At 67.5% G+C, this 14,162-nt stretch carries 14 protein-coding genes; 4 read left to right on the top strand and 10 right to left on the bottom strand.

The genetic code is table 11. The features are described from left to right. The first annotated feature begins 48 nt into the window (after positions 1-48). Together crtD and P24_RS09200 are read left to right on the top strand one after the other, a co-directional pair. On the top strand, positions 49-1,599 hold the full coding sequence (gene crtD / locus P24_RS09195) for a 1-hydroxycarotenoid 3,4-desaturase CrtD (RefSeq protein WP_008944437.1): 1,551 nt from the start codon (positions 49-51) through the stop codon (positions 1,597-1,599). Beyond that, positions 1,596-2,480, top strand: coding sequence for a carotenoid 1,2-hydratase (locus tag P24_RS09200; RefSeq protein ID WP_008944438.1), 885 nt, complete (start codon positions 1,596-1,598; stop codon positions 2,478-2,480). Before crtD ends, P24_RS09200 begins: the two co-directional genes overlap by 4 nt. On the opposite strand, the gene P24_RS20015 is transcribed toward P24_RS09200, so the two are convergent. From P24_RS20015 to P24_RS09240, 9 genes are all read right to left on the bottom strand, one after another. Beyond that, positions 2,477-2,626 (bottom strand): hypothetical protein, encoded by a 150-nt coding sequence (locus tag P24_RS20015; RefSeq protein WP_156816240.1) that lies wholly within the window; start codon positions 2,624-2,626, stop codon positions 2,477-2,479. The two genes, P24_RS09200 and P24_RS20015, sit on opposite strands and share 4 nt — an antisense overlap. After that, complete coding sequence (locus P24_RS09205) at positions 2,619-3,785, bottom strand: phytoene/squalene synthase family protein (protein ID WP_008944439.1); 1,167 nt, start codon at positions 3,783-3,785, stop codon at positions 2,619-2,621. The genes P24_RS20015 and P24_RS09205 overlap by 8 nt, the downstream gene beginning before the upstream one ends. Next, on the bottom strand, positions 3,782-5,317 hold the full coding sequence (locus tag P24_RS09210; protein WP_008944440.1) for a phytoene desaturase: 1,536 nt from the start codon (positions 5,315-5,317) through the stop codon (positions 3,782-3,784). The genes P24_RS09205 and P24_RS09210 overlap by 4 nt, the downstream gene beginning before the upstream one ends. After that, positions 5,314-6,219 (bottom strand): alpha/beta fold hydrolase BchO, encoded by a 906-nt coding sequence (gene bchO, locus P24_RS09215; RefSeq protein ID WP_008944441.1) that lies wholly within the window; start codon positions 6,217-6,219, stop codon positions 5,314-5,316. The genes P24_RS09210 and bchO overlap by 4 nt, the downstream gene beginning before the upstream one ends. Next, complete coding sequence (locus tag P24_RS20485) at positions 6,216-8,009, bottom strand: VWA domain-containing protein (RefSeq protein ID WP_008944442.1); 1,794 nt, start codon at positions 8,007-8,009, stop codon at positions 6,216-6,218. The genes bchO and P24_RS20485 overlap by 4 nt, the downstream gene beginning before the upstream one ends. Continuing rightward, positions 8,002-9,039, bottom strand: coding sequence for a magnesium chelatase ATPase subunit I (bchI, locus tag P24_RS09225; RefSeq protein ID WP_008944443.1), 1,038 nt, complete (start codon positions 9,037-9,039; stop codon positions 8,002-8,004). The genes P24_RS20485 and bchI overlap by 8 nt, the downstream gene beginning before the upstream one ends. 146 nt (positions 9,040-9,185) lie before the next feature. After that, positions 9,186-9,773, bottom strand: a complete 588-nt coding sequence (locus P24_RS09230) for a nitroreductase family protein (protein ID WP_008944444.1) — start codon at positions 9,771-9,773, stop codon at positions 9,186-9,188. Between the two features lie 113 nt (positions 9,774-9,886). Then, on the bottom strand, positions 9,887-10,273 hold the full coding sequence (locus tag P24_RS09235; RefSeq protein ID WP_008944445.1) for a DUF488 domain-containing protein: 387 nt from the start codon (positions 10,271-10,273) through the stop codon (positions 9,887-9,889). Further along, on the bottom strand, positions 10,270-10,749 hold the full coding sequence (locus tag P24_RS09240; RefSeq protein WP_192813241.1) for a MarR family winged helix-turn-helix transcriptional regulator: 480 nt from the start codon (positions 10,747-10,749) through the stop codon (positions 10,270-10,272). Before P24_RS09240 ends, P24_RS09235 begins: the two co-directional genes overlap by 4 nt. Positions 10,750-10,947: 198 nt before the next feature. Here P24_RS09240 and P24_RS09245 point away from each other — a divergent pair, with 198 nt between their 5' ends. After that, entirely contained in the window at positions 10,948-11,370 is a 423-nt protein-coding gene (locus tag P24_RS09245; RefSeq protein WP_008944447.1) for an organic hydroperoxide resistance protein, read from the top strand. Between the two features lie 72 nt (positions 11,371-11,442). On the opposite strand, the gene P24_RS09250 is transcribed toward P24_RS09245, so the two are convergent. Continuing rightward, positions 11,443-12,303 carry a universal stress protein gene (locus P24_RS09250; protein ID WP_008944448.1) on the bottom strand — a complete coding sequence of 287 codons (861 nt, stop codon included), beginning with the start codon at positions 12,301-12,303 and terminating at the stop codon, positions 11,443-11,445. Positions 12,304-12,431: 128 nt separating this feature from the next. Between P24_RS09250 and P24_RS09255 the strand changes: the two genes are divergently transcribed. Then, positions 12,432-14,153 carry a cation:proton antiporter gene (locus tag P24_RS09255; protein ID WP_008944449.1) on the top strand — a complete coding sequence of 574 codons (1,722 nt, stop codon included), beginning with the start codon at positions 12,432-12,434 and terminating at the stop codon, positions 14,151-14,153. Positions 14,154-14,162: the final 9 nt, after the last annotated feature.

Genomic DNA, 14,162 nt, shown 5'->3' on the forward strand with positions numbered 1-14,162 from the left:
AAAAAATAATTGACACCTAGACTCAAAATGCCTCGTCCGGAGCGGCCCATGGTGAAGGCGGATACTCCGAAAATCGTGATTGTCGGCGCCGGGGCCGGCGGGCTGGCCGCGGCCATCGCGCTGGGGGCTGCCGGCTATCGCGTGCTGGTGCTGGAGGCGGCGGACGGGCCGGGCGGCAAGCTCAGGCAGGTCACGACGGCCGGACAAGCCTATGATGCCGGGCCGACGGTGCTGACCATGAAATGGGTGTTCGACGCACTGCTCGCGCGCTGCGGGCTGCGGCTGGAAGACGGGCTAGGTCTCACCCGCGCGGATGTGATCGCCCGGCATTACTGGAAGGGCGGGGCCTGCCTCGACCTGGTCGCCGACCCCGAAGAGAGCCGCCGCGCCATCGGTGATTTCGCCGGCGCGCGCAATGCGGAGGGCTTCCGGCGCTTTGCCGAGGATAGCGCGCGCGTCTTCGCGCTGCTGCGCGACAGCTTCATCGATGCGGCGCGGCCCAACCCGGTGTCGCTGTCGAACCGCATCGGCCTGCACCGGCCGGGCGCGCTGTTCGCCCTGCAACCCTTCACCACCCTGTGGTCGGCGCTGGGCCGCTATTTCCCCGATCCCCGGCTGCGCCAGCTGTTCGGGCGCTATGCCACCTATTGCGGTTCCTCGCCTTTCCTGTCGCCGGCAACGCTGATGCTGGTCGCCCATGTCGAGCAGGACGGGTTATGGCTGGTGGAGGGCGGCATGCATGCGCTGGCGCGCCGGCTTGCCGCCATTGCCGAGGGGCTGGGTGTTACCTTCCGCTATGGCGCGTCGGTGCGGACGATCCGTGGCGATAGTGCCGGGCGGGCCGTGACGGGCGTCGAGCTGGAAAGCGGGCAATTCATCCCGGCCAGCCAGGTCATCTATAATGGCGATGCCGCCGCGCTGGGAGCCCTGCTCGGCCAGCCGGCGCAGCCGCAGCCAGCCGGGCGGTCCCTGTCGGCGCTGGTGGTGTGCGGGCCGGCCAAGCCGCGCGGCGTGCCTCTGGCGCACCATACGGTGTTCTTCTCGGAGGATTACCGTGGCGAGTTCGAGGCGATCTTCCGCCATGGCCGCCCGCCCGAGGACCCCACGATCTATCTCTGCGCCCAGGACCGCGACGCCTCCGGCCGGCTGAAAGCAGGACGGGTGGCGGGCGAGGCCGAGCGGCTCTATGCCCTCATGAACATGCCGGCGGATGGCGACCGGCGCCTCTATCAGGAAAGCGATATCGAACGATGCCTTACCGCAATGGACCGCCGGCTGGCGGCGAACGGCCTGACGGCCGGGCGCCTCCGGGAGGCACAGATCGTTACCACGCCGGACCGGTTCGCGGCCCTCTATCCGGGCAGCGGTGGGGCGCTGTACGGCCGGGCCTCGCACGGCTGGATGGCCTCGTTCAGCCGGCCGGGATCGCGCGGGCCGCTGCAGGGTCTCTATCTGGCCGGGGGCAGCGTGCATCCGGGGCCGGGCGTGCCGATGGCGGCGCTGTCGGGCAAGCTGGCGGCGGACCGGCTGATGGCGGATATGGGTTCGACCGGCCGGTCCCGGCTGGCGGCTACCGCTGGTGGTATGTCGATGCGGTGAGCGATTGCGGCCAGCACGCGCTGGTGGTCATCGCCTTTATCGGCTCCGTCTTCTCGCCCTATTACCATTGGGCGGGCCGGCGCGAGCCGGAAAATCATGTCGCCTTCAACGTGGCCCTCTATGGGCCGGGCGGCGCCTGCTGGGCAATGACCGAGCGCGGGCGCGGCAGCCTGTCGCGCGGCCCGGACGGGATTCGGATCGGCGGCAGCAGCCTGCACATGGACGGTTCGGCGCTGCATATCGTCTTTGATGAAATGTCCCTGCCCTGGCCCGGCCAGCGCCTGCTGCCGCGCCGCATCGCCGGCAGCATCCGACTGGTGCCGGATACGGTGACGAACGACAGTTTCGCGCTCGATCCTGCAGGCCATCACCATTGGGCGCCGCGCCTGCCCGCCGGACGCGTAACTGTCGAGGCCGATGCCGTTCCCGCCGGCGGCTGGCGCGGGCACGGCTATCACGATTCCAACTGGGGCGACCGGCCGCTGGAAAGCGACTTCGCCGGTTGGGACTGGGCGCGCGGGCGGACGGCGGCAGGCGATACCCTCATCCTCTACGATGCACGGCTGCGCGATGGCACGGGCCGGCATCTGGCCCTGCGGCTTCGCGATGGCGCGCTCACGCCTGTTCCGGTCCTTGCGCGTCAGGAACTGCCACGCGGTTTCTGGGGTGTGCGGGCCGGAATATCCTGCGACAGCGATGCCACGCCAGAGATGGTATGCACGCTGGAGGACAGCCCGTTCTACCGGCGCAGCCTCGTGCAAACAGTGCTGGGCGGTGAGCAGGTCGGGATGATGCAGGAAAGCCTGGATTGCCGCCGTCTCGCCAGCCCGATGGTGCGGCTGATGCTGCCCTTCCGCATGCCGCGCCGGGCCGGTTCCTAGCCTTGCTCCTCGGACGGGGGGCGGGCCTCGCGCTCACGGGCCTCTCGCTTTGCCTTTTTCAAATCGTGGCGCTGCCAGACATAGAAGGCAATCGCCAGCCCGAAGACGAGCCCGGCCTCGATGAGCCCGAAATAAGTCTCAGGCAAGTGCTGCTGCCTTGCGCCGTGCGGCGAGGCGCCGGGCGCGGCTTTCCTCCCGGTCGCTCATCTCCACGCGCATCATGATCAGGGTCACGCGCTCGATGGCCGAGGCGCCGGACGGCCGTGCCGGACCCGTGGCGGGTTTGCGGGTCAGTGCGAAGGTGGCTGCCGCCTCCGATACCAGCGCGGCCGCAGCGGGATCGGGCGGTACGTCGAGGTCGATCTTGCCGGGGCCAGGAAGCCCCCCTGCATCGGCGTGACGGGCGCTCAGCATCAGCGCCAGCTTGCGCGTCAGCGGCGTATGCGCGCGGTGGCTCACACTGTCATGGCCGTGCGCGGCGATGCGGCTGCCGATCTCGCGATAGACCAGGGCGGCGGTGCGGATCGCCAGCCGGCAGTCGGGCGGCAGCCTCTCGATGCCGGCATGGCCCAGCCGGTAGTGATGGTCTGCCTCCTCCAGCAGCCGTCGGATCACACTGGCCAGCGCCGGGGAAAAGCCCGGCCGGGGCAGGAAGGCATCCGCGTCGATGCCGGCCTCGGTGAGCCAGTCGCGCGGCAGGTAGAGCCGCCCGTTGCGGGCATCCTCTCCCACATCGCGGGCGATGTTGGTCAGCTGCATGGCAATGCCGAGGTCGGCGGCGCGGGCCAGCGCCCGTACATCGCCGGCACCCATCACCATCGCCATCATGATGCCGACGCTGGCCGCCACGCCGGTCGCGTAGCTCTTGACCTGCTCGATGTTGTCGTAGCGGCGCCCTTCCATATCCATGGCGAAGCCGCCGAGAAGGGCGAGCGGCACGCTCTTCGGGATGGCATGGTCGCGCACCACGCGGGCGAAGGCGCGGTCAATGGGGTGGGCGGCAGGCGACCCGGCATAGATCGCCTCCAGCCGGTCATGCAGCCGGGCAAGCGCCTCCGGGCCGGCGCGCGGATCGTCCACCAGATCGTCGGAATGGCGGCAGAAGCCATAGAGCGCGTGGGTCGCCTGGCGCACCCGCACCGGCAGCAGCAGCGAGGCCAGATGGAAGGATTTGGAGCCCCGCCGGATCGCGGCACTGCAGGCGCGCAAATCCGTCCGGTCGCCAGTGAATCCGTAATTCACCGAGGCCGGGCGCGGCTGCGGTGCCAGCGCCAGCAGGGGTGGTGCGGCGCTATCTCCTGTCATGGCCGTGTTCCTTCCGCCGCCGCCCGGAGTCGCATCGGATCGGGCACGAGGCCGGCCACGATCCGCGCCGAGCATAGCACGCCCGGCAACCCGGCGCCGGGGTGGGTGCCGGCCCCGCAGAGATAGAGATTGTCCAGCTCTTCGCTGCGGTTGTGCGGCCGGAACCAGGCGCTTTGCAGCAGGCGCGGTTCCAGCGCGAAGGCGGCCCCCTGCCAGGACAGCAGCCGGTCGCGGAAATCCAGCGGCGTGGCAATGCGCTGGCTGACTATATGCTGCCCGAGGCCGGGCAGTACCGTTTCCTCCAGCCGCTGCTGGATGCGGGCGCGGTAGGTCTCGGCCATTGCCTCCCAATCCGTGTCGCCGGCCAGATTTGGCACCGGGCTCAGCACATAGAAGCTGTCGCAGCCCTCGGGCGCCAGCGACGGATCGCTGGCCGTGGGCCGGTGCAGATAGAGGCTGAAATCCTCCGCCAGCTTCTTGCGGCGGAAGATGTCGTCCAGCAGCCCCCGGTAGCGCGGGCCGAACAGCATCAGATGGTGCGGCACCTGCTCATAGCGGCGGTCGGTGCCGAAATACCAGACGAACAGGCTCATCGAATAATCCGCACGGGCCAGCTTGCGGTCCGTCCAGCGCCGGCGCGGATGGTGCTTCAGCAGCCTGCCATAGGTGCTGGCGGGGTCCGCGTTCGAGACCACGATATCGGCGGCGACCTCCTCGCCCGACGCCAGGCGCAGGCCGCTCGCCCGGTTGCTCTCGGTCAGGATGGCCTCGACCGTCTCGCCCAGCCGGATGCTGCCGCCCTGGCGTTCCACGAGGCTGGCGATGCCGCGCACCAGCGCGTTGGTGCCGCCCATCGCGTAATGCACGCCATGTTTCGATTCCAGATGCGCGATCAGGCAGTAGAAGGAGGTGGCGGTGAACGGGTTGCCGCCGATCAGCAGCGGATGGAAGGAGAACAGGGTGCGCAGCTTCTCGTTGCGGAAATGCCGGGCGACCACGTCATGGACCGAGCGGTAGCCGCCCAGCCGCACCATCCGTGCCAGCACCCCCAGCGTGAAGGCGAAGCTGTGGAATGGCTTGTCGGCCAGCTGGGTGAAGGCGACATCGTAGATCGCCCGGCTTTCTTCCATGAAGCCGCGATATCCTTCGACATCGGCGGGTTCGATGCGGGCGACTTCCGCCTCCATCCGCTTGGCATCGCCGGAATAGTTGAAGAGTGTGCCGTCATCGAAGCGGATCGTGTAGAAGGGATCGCAGGCGCGGAGCTCCAGATCGTCCTGCATCCGGCCGCCGCAATCCTCCCACAGCTTCTCGAACAGCCAGGGTGCCGTGATGATGGTCGGGCCGGCATCGAACACGAAGCCGTCCTGACGGTGGGCGTAGGCGCGGCCACCCGGCGCGTCCAGCGGATCGAAGAGGCTGACCCGGTAGCCGCGCGCCGCCAGCAGCGCACCGGTCGCCAGCCCGCCCACACCGGCACCGATGATCGCCGCATGCGGGCGGCTGTCGCGTTCGGGCGGGGCGAGGTTCATGGTCCGGCCTCCGGATTGGGGGCAGGCTCCGCCATCGCCTGCTCGATCCAGCCGCAGACCTGCGCCGGTTCGCTCTCATGCAGCAGATGCCCGCCATGCCCGGTCAGGATCAGCCTTGCATGCGGCGTGAGTTTGGCGACGTGGCGGGAATTGTTGTCCGGCACCATCGGGTCGTCGCGCGCCGCGATCAGGATCAGCGGCATGTCGAGTTTTCGCATCCGGTCGTCCAGCGTGCCCAGATCCCAGGCGGCCATCATGCCCAGTGCGCCCTGGACATGGCCCGGCATCCGCATTAGCCGGCGGTAGATATCCGAACTCTCGCGGTTGATGCGCGATCCGGTGGAGGCCAGCAGATTGCCGGCCAGTGGGGTGGCCCTGGTCAGCAGGGCGAAGGCTGCCGCCGACAGCGGGTTGGCGAACAGCGCCTTGGCCAGCGGCGAGAAGATGCGGTTGCCGCGAATCGGCAGATAGGCGCCATTGATGCCGATCACCCGGCGCGGCGGTGGGTCGAGCATGCCGGACAGCACGATGGCGATGGGACCGCCCGCCGAATGGCCGATCACCGTGTCAGGCACAAGGCCCAGCTGGTCCAGCAGCGCGCGTAGCGCCATGGCCATGCCGTCCAGCGACAGGTCGGTCCGCCCGCGCGCCGTGGTGAAACCGTGGCCTGGAAGATCGGGGATCATCAGCCGGTAACGCTCTGCCAGCAGCGGCACCAGACGCTGCCAGGAATGGCCGCTCGCCCCGGTGCCGTGCAGCAGCAGGATCAGCGGCGCATCTGCGGGTCCATGGAACTGAAGGTGCCAGGTCAGCCTGCCCGACGTGACAAACTGGCTGTGCTGCCGGTAGGGCCAGCTGTGGCCCTCCGTTTCCCAGTCGAGCCGGCAGCTGGCGGCGCTCATGGCTGGCTCTCGCTCATTGAGGCATAGACCACGTCGGACAGGGCCGCAGCACTGGCATGGCGCAGCACATGATGGTCGGCGCCGAGATCGGCGGCCAGTGCGGCCACCTGCTCGCGCGGGCGGCGGGCAATGTCGATGCAGATTGTCTTCAGCCGGTGCCCGCGATACAGCGCTGCCGCCTGTCCCAGCTGCTCGCGGGCCAGGGCGCGGTTGGGGCTGCCGTCGCGCGCGATGTTGCCGCTGCCATCGGTCAGCAGGACGAGGATCGGCGTACCGCCCTGCCTTCGCACCGACTGGGCGAGGCCGAAGCCTGTATCGAGGCCGGAGACCAGCGGCGTCGGCCCGCCGCCGGGCAGGCCCGACAGGGTGCGCTTGGCCAGCGTCAGCGAGCGGGTCGGCGGCAGGATGATGCTGGCCCCGGTGCCGCGAAAGGCGACCAGCGCCACCTCGTCGCGGCGCACATAGCAGCGCGCAAGAAGTTGCTCGATGGCGCCCTTGGTCTCGCCCAGCCGTTCCAGCGCCGTCGATCCCGAGGCATCCACCAGGAAAATCGCTGTCGAGGGCGCGGCATGGCGCAACCGCCGGTAGCGGAAATCCTCGGGCCGGATCAGCAGGCGCGGGGTGGCCAGGCTGGCGTCCCGGTGCAGCCGCCGCAAGCGCTGCCAGGGCGCGGCGGTGCGCAGCGTCGCCATCAGGTCCGGCCTTGCGTCGGGATAGGGGGGGGAGGACGAGACGCCGAAGGGCCGGCCGCGCCGCGCGTTCTTCTGCAGCGCCCCGGCCTTGCCGGCACGGGACCGGGGCGCTGCGGATCGCTCCGCCACGCCGAAGGCCGGCAGCCCGTCGATGGAGCCGGCTTCAGACTCGCTCAGCCACTCGCTGGTCGGGTCGATGTCGGACGGGCCGGTGGGCTCGGTTTCGGTCCCATCTTCCGATGGCGGCGGACAGTCTGCTGGCTGTTGTGCCTGCTGTGTCTGCTCCGCTGGGGATGTCTGTGGGGATTGTTCCTGCTGCGCTTGTTCCTGCTGCGGGTCGGGCCGTAGCCCCAGACACAGGCGCAGCGCCGCCAGCACGTCCTCTGTCGTGGCGCGCTCCCGCCGCATCAGCGCGGCATGCAGGCGTGCTACAAGGGCCAGGTGCCGCAGGACGGGCAGGGAGCGGTGCCCGGCGGACTCGGCGGTTTTGGCGAGCAGCCGCAGCAGCGAATCTTCAAGGATACAGCGTCGCCAGTCAGGCGTGCCTGCGGCCTCCGGCACATCGTCAGTTGCCTCTGTCTCGCGCCAGCTGACCGGGCCGAGATCGACATGCAGGCCCAGCCGGTTGGCCAGCGCAGGCGGCAGGCTCTCCTCCGGCTCCGCCGATTCGTCGAGGGCGATGACCGTGAAACGATCCTGTCCCCGGTCCATGGCGTCGGCGATGATCGCCGCCGCCGCCGGCTCCAGCCGTTCCGACATGGGGATCAGCAGCACGCCGCCCTGTGCCTTGGCCAGCAGGCCGCGCTGCGGGATCAGCCTGCCGGCGGCCGCCGAGGCGGACAGATCGATGCCGCCGCGCAGCGTGTCCGGCGTCGCGGTGGCAGGCAGCCGGACCCACGGGCAGGTGGCCGGGTATGCCGCGCGCAGCCGTTCCAGAAAGGCCTCGCGCGCGCCGCCGGCCCGGGCTTTCACCCAGATGCCGCCGATGGCATTCCCGCCCAGCGCCGCGATCCGGATGGCCAGCAGCGCGTCGCGCCAGTAGGCCACACCCGGATGTGTCGAAATCGCAGCGGTCAGGGCGGCGCCGCCGTCAGGCATGGCCGTTTCCACTGTGGAAGCTGGCGAGCGCGCGTTCGATGCGCGGCGCGCTGCCGGCATCGTCCAGCGGGTCGCGGCGCAGCCGGTGGCACAGCACCATCGGTGCGATCTCGGCGGCGTCGTCCCAGCTCACCTCGGTCCGGCCATCCAGCGCCGCCGCCGCGCGGCAGGCCCGCATCAGGGTCAGCTCGCCGCGCATGCCATCGATGCCAAGCCGCAGGCAGAGCTGCGACATGCGGATCATCACACTGTCGGGGATCTGCACCTGGCGCAGGATCTTCCGGGCCTTCACGACCTTCGTGCCGATCGCGGCGTCGCGCTTCTCCCAGCTGGCGCGGAAGGCGTCCGGGTCGGTCTCGTAGGCGTCGCGCCGGCGGATCACCTCGATGCGGGCATCGAGGTCGTCGATGCTCTTCACATCGACGGCGAGGCCGAACCGGTCGAGCAGCTGCGGCCGGAGGTCGCCTTCCTCCGGATTGCCGCTGCCGACCAGGATGAAGCGCGCGGCGTGGCGGATGCTCAGCCCCTCGCGCTCGACCATGTTTACGCCCGACGCGGCGGCATCGAGCAGCAGATCGACCAGATGATCCTCCAGCAGGTTCACCTCATCGATGTAGAGGAAGCCGCGATTGGCGGCGGCCAGCAGGCCGGGCTCGAAATGCTTTTCGCCGGCGACCAGCGCACGCTCCAGGTCGAGCGCGCCGCACACCCGGTCCTCCGTGGCGCCCAGCGGCAGATCGACCATCGGCGCGCGGGTTTTCACCACCGGCGGCGGTTTGGCCCCCTTGGACGGGGTGCAGACCGGGCAGGCTTCCTGCGGCTCGTTCGGCAGGCAGTTATAACGGCAGCCCTGGCGGGTTTCGATCTTCGGCAACAGTTCGGCAAGGGCGCGCACCGCCGTCGATTTGCCGGTGCCACGGTCGCCGAAAATCAGTACGCCGCCCAGCAGCGGCTCCACGGCGGCCATCAGCAATGCCTGCTTCATCGCCTGCTGGGCGACGATGGCCGAGAATGGGAAAGGCTTCGACATGACAACCGCCAGACCAGTGAGTGTCAATTAATATTGACATCTTTCCGGGGCGGTTTGAAGGGTTAGTTGACAGTCAGCGGTGAAGGCAGGTTTTCCCTCCCGCGCGGAAGCCCGTCACGGGAGGGGGAACCCGGCTGGGCATCAGGTCAGAGCGCCTTGCCCCATGCCGCGCGGAAGCAGAACTCGGCCAGCGGCTTGCGCACGCGCGGCGCGGTCTCGCGCTGGGCCATCTCCTCAGGCAGGCTTGCTGCGTCGCCCAGCCCGCCGATGGCGAACATGGTCAGCGCGCGCCAGCCTTCCGGCAGGCCGACATGCTCATGCACCTTCTCCGGCAGGAAGCCGGCCATCTGGTGCACATAGAGGCCTTCCTGCTGCGCCTGCAGGGTCAGGAAGGCGACGGCCTGGCCGACATCATATTCGGCATGCGGGTTGCGGGTGCCGTCCGGGCGGTTCTCGTTCACCAGCGCGATGCCCAGCAGGGCGGCGTTACGCGCCCAGGGCAGGTTGCCCGGCTTCAGATAGGTCAGCGTCTGCTCGAAGCTGGCGCTGCCGGCCTCGTCGATGATGAAGCCCCAGGGCTGGATATTGCTGGCCGACGGAGTCCAGCGCGCGGCTTCCAGCAGGGTCAGCAGCTTGTTTGCCGGAATGGCGGTGTTGGTCAGGGCACGCGGGCTCCAGCGCTCCTGCATGAGGGGCAGGATCGGATGGTCGACAGGCGCTTTGCGGTTCGACATGTTGGCTCCTATGGATTTTTTGAAGGCGGCTCCAGAGGGTGTCCGGCAGCCGCCATTGCATGGGTAGCCAAATACGATATTGGGCGCGCCGAGGGAATAGCGATTCGGCGGTTTCAGGCGATGTCCGCGCCGCGTTCGTTTAGCAGCGCGCGCAGGACGGAGCGGTGGCAGTGTGCCTCCGTCTCGCAATAGCAGCCCAGCGAAAAGTGGGCGCCCCTCGACAGGGCGGCCAGAAGGTCGAGCGTGCGGCGGGCGGCAGGCTCCTCCATCTCCTTGCGGAAGGCGCGCACGAAATCGGCCCATTCCCTGTCCGTCTCCGCGCCACGCGCCTTGGCCACCAGATCGGCGCTGGGTGAGAGTTCCGGATACCAGACATCGAACCAGTCATCGGCGGCGTAGCGTTCCTTGCGCACGCCGCGCGGCAGGCGGCGCACCGCGCCGATGCGCGTTCCTTCACCGGGCAGGCGGGGCGAGCCGAGGCGGACGATGCGGATGGTCATGCGGAATCTCCATCGGCGTTCAGCGCGGCGCGCAGCTTGTCGAGGCCGGTCTTCAGCGCCGCCAGTTCCGCTGGACTCAGACCGAGGGCCACGCCGATTTGCGGCGGGATGCATTGCGCCTCGCTGCGCAGTGCCTTTCCGGCCTCGGTCAGAGTGATGAGCACGCGGCGCTCGTCGGCGGGGTCGCGAGTGCGGGCGATGCGGCCGGCGCTCTCCAGCCGCTTCAGCAGCGGCGTCAGCGTGCCGGAATCGAGGAACAGCCGCTCGCCGAGCTGGGTGACGGTCAGCCCGTCGCGTTCCCACAGCACCAGCATGACCAGATATTGCGGGTAGGTCAGGTCCAGCTTTTCCAGCAGCGGGCGGTACAGCCGGTTGAAGGCATGTGCCGTGGAATAGGCGGCAAAGCACAGCTGCGTGTCCAGCCGCAGCATATCCTGCTGTGGACCTGCCTCTTTTCCGTCCGGTTTCGCGCTCATGCTCTTTGCTCCTGTCGTCACGCCTCCTTCATTAGGGATGGCGGGCGGGAATGGCAAGGATTGCCGGCAAATAAATTTTACAAAATTAAATTTGACACAATATAAATGGCGCCCTATGTTCTGTTCATCAGACGGGCATCCAACCCCATTCAGCCAGTTCATCAAGCAACAGGCCCATAGGCAAAAAGGAGAGACATCATGAAAATCCTCTACACGACGGAAGCGACTTCCACCGGCGGCCGTGATGGCAAGTCGGCCACCAAGGACGGTACCCTTGCCGTCAAGCTGAACACCCCGAAGGAGATGGGCGGCGCCGGTGGCGACGGCACCAACCCGGAGCAGTTGTTCGCCGCCGGCTATTCGGCCTGCTTCCTGGGGGCGCTGAAATTCGTCGCCGGCAAGGAGAAGGTGAAGGTGCCGGAAGACACCAGCGTCACCGCCGCGATCGGCATCGGCCCGCGCGATGACGGGCAGGGCTTCGGCATCAAGGCCGACCTCACCATCGCCATTCCGGGCATCGACCGGAAGACCGCCGAGGACCTCGTGCAGAAGGCGCATGTCGTGTGCCCTTACTCGCACGCGACCAAGGGCAATATCGAAGTGTCGCTGACGGTGGCGTAAACATCTTCGGCTGCAATAACGACAGGCCCGCGTTTCATGGCGCGGGCCTTTTTCGTTGCGGTGAGCGGCGGCTCAGCCCGGCAGGGGCGACGGCACGGCCAGCACATCGCGGTCGGCCTGGCGCAGTACCCCCTCCGCGACGCTGCCCAGCATCACACGGGACATGCCGGTTTTTCCCTGCGTTCCGACGACGATCAGGTCAGCGTCCAATTCCCTGGCTGTCGTGCAGATCGATTCGGCGACTGGTCCGGCGGCCGGCTGCGCAACCGGATGGATTGACGCGACGCCGGTTTTCTTCAGGAAAGCGCGCAGCGCAGCGCCCGCTGCTTCCGCTTCCTGGTTCATATACTTGCGGATTTCCGTCATCGGCGTTGCGCTGCGAATCATCAGGCCGGCGGCATGCGCTTCGAACAGGTAAAGTACGGAAACCGCCATATGGCGGTCGAAGCCAAGCCTGATGGCGGCTTTGACAGCCAGTTCGGAAGCATCGGACAGATCGACAGCGATCAGCATATGACGATAGGGGAGCGCAGGCTCCCTATTGACCATGAGCACGGGAACAGTCGATTGGCGGATGATCCGCTCGGCGGTGGTGCCGAGGAAGACATCCTTAAGAAGGTGGCGACGATGCGCGCCAATGGCGATGAGATCAGTGCCGGTTTCGGCTGCGGCGGCCAGTAGCGCCTGGGGCGGGGCGCCGTCGCTTATCATGGTCGATGTCTCAATCCCGTCATCGCGCAGTGTGCGCGCGCGCTCATCAACCAGCAGCGCGGCAGCCTGATGCTCGATCTCGACAAGACGGGCAGGGCGGTCGTCGTCGACCACATGGATCAGCGCAAGACCGGCTCCATGCTGTTTAGCCAGAAGCGCCGCGCGCCGCACCGCCTGCTCCGAGCGGTTGGAGAAGTCGGTGGCTGCCAGAATCCGCTTCATGCGCCTGTTTCCCATTCGTCCAAGATCGCATCGAAGCCGGATGCGACGAAAAGCAATCAATGCTAATGGTTTGGCGCTGGCCGTGAAAGGGCAGACAGGAATGTGAATCGGCCGCAGGGGAAACAGCCTTGATCGAGATTTTCGGGCAATCCGTTTTCGGCGAGGTGGCGGCACTTCTGGTCATGGCTGCCGTCATCGGCTTCATCGGGATCATTCTGCGCCAGCCGCTGATCGTCAGTTTCATCGCCGTCGGACTGATTGCCGGGCCGTCCGCCCTGGATGTGGTGCATTCGGACGAGCAGATCGATCTTCTCTCGGAACTGGGCATTGCCGTCTTGCTGTTCCTGGTCGGCATCAAGCTGGATGTGAAGCTGATCCGCTCGCTGGGCGTGGTCTCGCTGATGACCGGCCTGGGTCAGGTCGCCTTCACCTCGATCTTCGGCTTCCTGATCGGACTGGCGCTTGGGCTGGACGCGCTGACCAGCCTCTATGTCGCTGTGGCGCTGACCTTTTCCAGCACGATCATCATCGTGAAGCTGCTGTCCGACAAGCGCGAGATCGATTCGCTGCATGGCCAGATCGCGCTGGGTTTCCTGATCGTGCAGGACCTCGTGGTCGTCCTCGCGATGATCGTGCTGTCGGCCATCGGGATTGGCGCAGGCGGCGGCCATGGCGATGGCAATATCATGCTTGTTCTGCTGTCCGGGGTTGCGCTGGTGGGTTTTGTGGCGTTGTTCGTGCGCTATGTCGCAACGCCCCTGACAGAAAAGCTGGCGCGTGCACCGGAACTGCTGGTCATTTTCGCCATCGCGCAGGCGGCACTGTTCGCGGCCATCGGGGATTTCGTCGGTCTGGGCAAGGAGGTGGGCGGCCTGCTGGCCGGCATCTCGCTGGCCTCCACCCCCTACCGGGAAACCATCGCGGCGCGGCTTGCGCCGTTGCGCGATTTCCTGCTGCTGTTCTTCTTCATTGCGCTGGGTGCCACGCTGGACCTGTCGCTGCTCGGTAGCCATGTGACCGGCGCCATCGTGTTCTCGCTGTTCGTGCTGCTCGGCAATCCGCTGATCGTATTGGCGATCATGGGGGCGATGGGCTACCGCAAGCGGACCGGCTTCCTGGCCGGGCTCACGGTGGCGCAGATCAGCGAGTTCTCGCTCATCTTCATCGCCATGGGCGTGACGCTGGGCCATGTCGAAGCCGATGCGCTGGGGCTGGTCACCATGGTCGGCCTCGTGACCATCGCCGCCTCCACCTACATGATCACCTACTCCCATCAGCTCTATGCCGTGTTCGAGCCGTTTCTCGGCATGTTCGAACGCAAGGGCACGCCGAGCGAGCCAACCGATGCGACGCACAGCCAGAAGGACCCTTACAAGGTCGTGATCTTTGGCCTGGGGCGCTTCGGCACGGCCATCGGCATGCGGCTGAACAAGCGCGACATCAAGGTGCTGGGCGTGGATTTCAACCCGGTAGCCGTCCGGCGCTGGCGTATGCTGGGGATGGAAGGCGAATATGGCGACGCCAGCGATCCGGAGTTCATCGGCCATCTGCCGCTGGCCGGCGCGCAATGGATCGTTGCGACCATCCCGATGCACATCAAGGGCGTCAGCTACGAAGATACCCAGGCGACGTTGTTGCAGGTCTGCCGCTCGGCCGGTTTCACCGGCAAGATCGTGGTGACCTCGCACCATGGCGCCGACACGGAAGCGCTGTTGACCTCCGGCGCCGATATCGTGCTGGAGCCGTTTCAGGATGCTGCTGACCGCGCGGTCGAGCTGCTGACCGGCAGCGAGCCCGAGGAACGCACGGAAATTCCCGAGATCGAATCTGAGGAAAAGGCGGTTCCCTGAGGCGCGCCT

The organism is Oceanibaculum indicum P24 (genome assembly GCF_000299935.1).
Classification (GTDB): Bacteria; Pseudomonadota; Alphaproteobacteria; order Oceanibaculales; family Oceanibaculaceae; genus Oceanibaculum; species Oceanibaculum indicum.

Coding starts and splice junctions, on each gene's coding strand:
- crtD (WP_008944437.1), top strand. CDS start 49: ATGGTGAAGGCGGATACTCCGAAAATCGTGATTGTCGGCGCCGGGGCC.
- P24_RS09205 (WP_008944439.1), bottom strand. CDS start 3,785: ATGACAGGAGATAGCGCCGCACCACCCCTGCTGGCGCTGGCACCGCAG.
- P24_RS09210 (WP_008944440.1), bottom strand. CDS start 5,317: ATGAACCTCGCCCCGCCCGAACGCGACAGCCGCCCGCATGCGGCGATC.
- bchO (WP_008944441.1), bottom strand. CDS start 6,219: ATGAGCGCCGCCAGCTGCCGGCTCGACTGGGAAACGGAGGGCCACAGC.
- P24_RS20485 (WP_008944442.1), bottom strand. CDS start 8,009: ATGCCTGACGGCGGCGCCGCCCTGACCGCTGCGATTTCGACACATCCG.
- bchI (WP_008944443.1), bottom strand. CDS start 9,039: ATGTCGAAGCCTTTCCCATTCTCGGCCATCGTCGCCCAGCAGGCGATG.
- P24_RS09230 (WP_008944444.1), bottom strand. CDS start 9,773: ATGTCGAACCGCAAAGCGCCTGTCGACCATCCGATCCTGCCCCTCATG.
- P24_RS09235 (WP_008944445.1), bottom strand. CDS start 10,273: ATGACCATCCGCATCGTCCGCCTCGGCTCGCCCCGCCTGCCCGGTGAA.
- P24_RS09240 (WP_192813241.1), bottom strand. CDS start 10,749: ATGAGCGCGAAACCGGACGGAAAAGAGGCAGGTCCACAGCAGGATATG.
- P24_RS09245 (WP_008944447.1), top strand. CDS start 10,948: ATGAAAATCCTCTACACGACGGAAGCGACTTCCACCGGCGGCCGTGAT.
- P24_RS09250 (WP_008944448.1), bottom strand. CDS start 12,303: ATGAAGCGGATTCTGGCAGCCACCGACTTCTCCAACCGCTCGGAGCAG.